Source organism: Methanolobus sp., from assembly GCF_030682845.1.
Taxonomy (GTDB): domain Archaea; phylum Halobacteriota; class Methanosarcinia; order Methanosarcinales; family Methanosarcinaceae; genus Methanolobus.
The window spans coordinates 1-5,215 of the sequence record NZ_JAUXNK010000068.1 but is presented as its reverse complement, the minus strand read 5'-3'; the positions used below and the strand labels follow the sequence as shown (position 1 = coordinate 5,215).

Below are 5,215 nucleotides of genomic sequence, written 5' to 3'. Positions count from 1 at the left end.
TATGACTGGGAAATGCTTGCAAATCCAGAAGAATTTGATGTGGTGGAGCGTGACTACGGTCTGCCAAACTTCTTTACCGCAACTCCGAGATTGGACACATTCTCAGCTTCCACAGAGAAAGTATCAGTTCCCGCAGGCACTTTGATGTTCTTGAGTTCATATTCATATAAGCCGTTTTTCACAGGTACTTCCACACTGAATGATGTGTAGGCTGCAAGCGTACTGCTGGCAGCAGCGTAACCCGTGATAACGATCATATCACCGACAACAGGATTCTCCGGTGAGGTGGTGACATTCGTAACAGCACTTGCGGCAGATGTCAGGAGTAATGTGATCAATATCGAGCATAATAGAATGCCACACCTTTTCAGCGGGTGACCCGGGTAAGTGGATTGTAATATTTTTTGTTGTTTCACAACAACCCCTCTTTGGTATATCATAGGTTAGTATCTGTCCTATTAAATTCAGTTTTATTTAAAACTTCCTGTCTATCTGAAATGGTTTATTATGCAGATAGAATAAATATCAAACTGTGATTAAAACATCGTAATGGCGACAATGCATAAAACTCTTAATGTTTGAGTTGTATTAACAGCAGTTTAGCCCCATTAAGAAGTATTTATGATTACGACTGGCTGGTGTAAAAAGGAAAATGAGCTCAAAACATTCCCTGCCTGCTGACCTCAAACTGGTCATAGCGCTTGTCTTGCTGACAGGCCTTTTCATACTCATCCCTTTTCTGAGCAACAGTCCCATCCGTACTTTACTCGGCCTTCCCATGGTGCTCTTTCTTCCGGGCTATGCCCTGATAGCTGCCCTTTTCCCAGCTAAGGATGACCTGGACGGAATAGAGCGCATTGCCTTAAGTTTTGGACTGAGCATTGCAGTGGTCCCCCTCATAGGACTGGGGCTGAATTACACTCCCTGGGGCATACGGCTTGTCCCTGTGCTTGTAGCGATCTCAGCCTTTACCCTTGCCATGGCCCTGATATCTTCCTACAGAAGAAAGAATGCAGGCGAGGATGCCTTTTCAGTTCCTTTCAGGCAGATGTACACATCCCTGAGAGATGAAATGAGCTCAAAACCACAGTCAAAACTTGACCGCATCCTGAGCATTGTGCTTGTCATCTCGATCCTGTTATCTGTCATCACTCTTGTATATGTGGTTGTAACTCCCAAACAAGGTGAAAAGTTCACGGAGTTCTACATACTGGGCCCGCAGGGCATGGCAGATAACTATAACACCCACCTTGTAACAGGCGAGAGCACCGATGTGATAGTCGGCATCGTCAACCATGAATATGCAGCTGTCAACTATTCCCTGGAACTGCGGCTTGATAATGAAATAATGGATATTCCATCCAGCTTCAGGCATATATCGCTTGAACATAATGCCACCTGGGAGATGCCTCTGTCGTTTTCTCCTGCCTTTACAGGAAATGACATGAAACTGCAATACCTGCTCTACAGGGAAGACAACACGACAGTGCCTTACAGGGACCTTCACCTGTGGATCAGCGTCAGGGAACCGGGAGAAAATCCCTCTGACATATGATGTGAATCCGGATCATGTCTGAGCACAATATATATTGGTCTGTATCACTGGCTTTTCATCACAGGTGACATGGACAAGAACAGGCTGGATTTCGTCAGGCTGATAGGTCTGAATAGACTGTTCATGTTGCGCGCATTTTGAGTGCATACTGCGGAATAAATGGAAATATAACCGTTGTGGGCTCTCTGAAAACGCATATTATGTCGTGTTGCGGCATTAATTAATCAGATTGGCCACTAAAGGATAAGGATTTGCTTATAAGTGCTTTGAAAGATCTAATACAAAATGCTTAAGAACATTACTTTCAAGCTTAGAAATCTTACTATGAGTCCTATCGAGTAGTTTTTTAAACTTTCATAAAATGCTTGCTACCCCTTAACGCACGATAATGTTATAAACGTAGAGCAATGTTTGTATATTGGAGTGGAATGGATTTACGGCTATTGAATAGCAGTTGCCATGTATACTTCTGGAATTTGTATTCAAGGGGGCTTGAGTACTTTATTATATTTAACGGGGGAGTACAAATGGGAGTTACAGGTATAATCCCTGCCTATAACGACGAGGCCAACATACATGACGTCATCAAAAAGGCAGGCCTATATGTAGATAATATTGTAGTTGTGGACGATGGAAGCATAGATTCCACTGCATACATAGCTGAGAAAATGGATGCACATGTAATAAAGCACGATAAGCATAAAGGAAAAATGGAATCACTCCGGACAGCTTTCAGGTATTCACAGAAATTCGGGAATGGTCCGGTCATTATAATAAATGCCGATGATCTCTACGATTCTGATGCCATACCCAAGCTCATAACTCCGGTCATGTGGATGGAAGCAGATGCTGTTGTAGGTTACAACGAATACCCGGGACAAGGTATTAACACTGATCTACAGTCACTGATTGATATGGCCCCATATCTTGATTCAGATGGCAAGTATCTGTCAAAGTACCTTTCACAGAATATCGGCTTCACCGCCTTCTCATCACTCTCGACGGCTTCCCTTACCTTTACTGAGGACAGCCTGCCCGAGGAGCTCTGTCTGGTGAAGGACGCCTTGAACGCAGGGTTCAAGTTCAAGGAAGTAAGCGTTAAAAAGGTCAAGGAAAAGAACACCGATATATTCTATAAACATAAAATAGGCGTTGTAGTGCCTGCATATAATGAAGAGAAACTGATAAGCACAACCATTGAAGGTATTCCCGGCTATGTCAATCGCATATACGTCATCAACGATGCCAGTACCGATAACACAGCAGAAGTGCTGAACTTGGTAAATGACCCCCGGCTCTCTGTCATCACCCATGAGAAGAACCAGGGTGTGGGTGCAGCTATCCTTCACGGGTACAAGCGTGCACTTCAGGAAGACATGGATATCATGGTCGTAATGGGCGGGGACAACCAGATGAATCCGGCACATATGCCCAGCCTGCTGATGCCCATCATCGAAGGCAAGGCAGATTATACAAAAGGCAATCGTCTGGGCTGTGATGAATTCCGCTGCGGTATGAGCTCATGGCGCCTGTTTGGAAACTCCTTGCTGAGCCTGATAACCAAGATCGGGAGCGGATACTGGCACATAACGGACCCGCAGAATGGCTACACCGCCATCTCAAAGCACGCTCTTTCCAATATTGAGATCGATACTCTCTACACTTATTACGGCTATTGCAATGACATGCTGGTCAAGCTCAACACCTTCGGTTTCAAAACCCAGGATGTCACCATGCCTGCCCACTATGGAGAGGAGAAGTCCAGCATCAAGTACAGCAGGTACATGTCCAAGGTATCCGTCATGCTTTTTAAGAAATTCCTGTGGAGGCTTAAGGTCAAGTACTCTATAACCAATTTCCATCCACTTGTGCTTTTTTATGTGTTCGGGATGATATTCCTGCCACTGGGAGTGCTCACAGGATTGTACATACTATTATCAGGCCTGGTCACCGGATGGTATATCCCTGCCAGTCTGCCTTTGATTGGTGCATTGTTCTTCATTGCCGGGCTTCAGATGACCCTCTTTGCAATGTTCTTTGACATGAAAGAATGTTACAGGGCAATGGATGTGAATATCTGAGCATCATGTGGAATTAAAAAGCAGTCAGGATTTAAAAGGAATAAATTTAAAATGAATGAAGATCCGCCATCCCGGGCAGGGAAAGGCGGAGTTCTTCTATTTAGTATTCGGTACCCATTAAAAGCATAAACCTGTTCTGCCGACAGAGAGTACGCAAATGAATTCAGCGTAAGCTCTTTACTGTAGTATGCTTCTAAATTGAGGAAACTATTAATCAGATTATTTGCCTTCTGCACCGGAGAACACATTATTCTCAACTACAGGACTATCAACGTTTTCCAGTAATATAGCTTTTTCATCTCCGTTGTTCCAGTTGCCGGCATCTTCAATGGTGTTGCCAGAAACAATTACATGCTGATAAGGTTTTGATATATCGCCTGATATCTTTGTCGCTCCAATGACCAGGATGCCTGTAGCCAGACCTTCTGCATCGAAATTCCCTTTAATGTTATTACCTGTTACCGTCAGGTGATGCAAGGGCACCGGATATCTGTCATCAGCGTTGATGTGGGCGATATATATGGGTATCCCGGAGTCTGTTATAGTGTTGTCCTCTATATAGAGGTGGTTTGCCCCATGGCTATCGATAGCTTCCCCGAGGGGATTGTTCTCGATAGTGTTGTTGCGTATGTATATGTGATCTGAATATCTGTAAGTGCTGCTGTCCTTCATGATAGCGACACCATAGGCGTTAGGGTTCATTCCTTTTACATTAATGTCCCTGAACAGATTATCCTCAACAGTCACATTGCTGGCTCCTTTGCCTATCATCACTCCGGCATAACCGTATTCAAGGAACTGATTATCCTTAATTGTGATATCCTGGTTGCGATCGGATGTGGAGCTGGCTCCCATGTATATGCCAAAATCCCTGAAATTGCGCAAGGTATTCTCCCGGATAAAGGCATTACTGCTGTTCTGGATGTAGATCAGACCGTTGTTACCTGCTCGGTCCAGATATTCCTCATCAGGGTTGATGAACTCAAAACCGCTGACTGTGACATTTTCCAGATCTGTTAGCGTGAATATACTGTATCCTGTGATCACAGCATTGTTACCTATCAGTTCTATGTCTGACTTAAGGGCCACAGGTGAGCTGATAGCATAGGTTTCCTGCTCGAATGTGATGGTCCCGTTGTCAACTGCATTGACCGCAGCCTTCACAGCATCAGTGTCACTGTCACCTACGTATACAGTTTCTCCGCTGCCTGTAAGGACAGTTGTTGTACCATCGATCTTAGAAATAGAAATGCTGGAGTCTGTGACACCAGCATTATTTACTGCCTCAGCAGTGCTTTGGGAAGGTTCGGCCGTAAGTTTCATTGCACCGTTGGATGCAGCGAACTTCGATGTATCCTGTTCCTGTGCATTTACGGCATATGTGTGACCGTAACCGGGAGCTGAAAAGGCATCATAGTCCACGGAACTGTCGAACTCATTGTTCTTCATCGTGACACTGAAATCCTTTGCAGCAGGCATCATCTCAACACCGAACGTGGAGCCCGATATCCTCTTGATGTTCTTGATGCTATTCTCTTCAAGTACCAGGTTGTTGGCATTATTCAGGTTGATACCTGTG

At 44.6% G+C, this 5,215-nt stretch carries 4 protein-coding genes; 2 read left to right on the top strand and 2 right to left on the bottom strand.

The window, feature by feature from the left end; all coding sequences use genetic code 11:
• Nucleotides 1-53: 53 nt before the first annotated feature.
• Complete coding sequence (locus Q8J68_RS08440; protein ID WP_305311081.1) at nucleotides 54-416, bottom strand: hypothetical protein; 363 nt, start codon at nucleotides 414-416, stop codon at nucleotides 54-56.
• A 236-nt stretch (nucleotides 417-652) separates the two neighbouring features.
• On the opposite strand from Q8J68_RS08440, the gene Q8J68_RS08435 reads away from it, so the two are divergent.
• Nucleotides 653-1,555, top strand: a complete 903-nt coding sequence (locus Q8J68_RS08435; RefSeq protein ID WP_305311080.1) for a DUF1616 domain-containing protein — start codon at nucleotides 653-655, stop codon at nucleotides 1,553-1,555.
• Between the two features lie 527 nt (nucleotides 1,556-2,082).
• On the top strand, nucleotides 2,083-3,636 hold the full coding sequence (locus Q8J68_RS08430; protein ID WP_305311079.1) for a glycosyltransferase family 2 protein: 1,554 nt from the start codon (nucleotides 2,083-2,085) through the stop codon (nucleotides 3,634-3,636).
• A 219-nt stretch (nucleotides 3,637-3,855) separates the two neighbouring features.
• Here the strand turns inward: Q8J68_RS08430 and Q8J68_RS08425 are convergent.
• Nucleotides 3,856-5,215 (bottom strand): right-handed parallel beta-helix repeat-containing protein (locus Q8J68_RS08425; RefSeq protein WP_305311078.1); only part of this gene is annotated, 1,360 nt, incomplete at its 5' end.

Excerpts from the sequence above, each read along its gene's own strand:
- Q8J68_RS08430 (WP_305311079.1), top strand. The coding sequence starts at position 2,083 with ATGGGAGTTACAGGTATAATCCCTGCCTATAACGACGAGGCCAACATA.
- Q8J68_RS08435 (WP_305311080.1), top strand. The coding sequence starts at position 653 with ATGAGCTCAAAACATTCCCTGCCTGCTGACCTCAAACTGGTCATAGCG.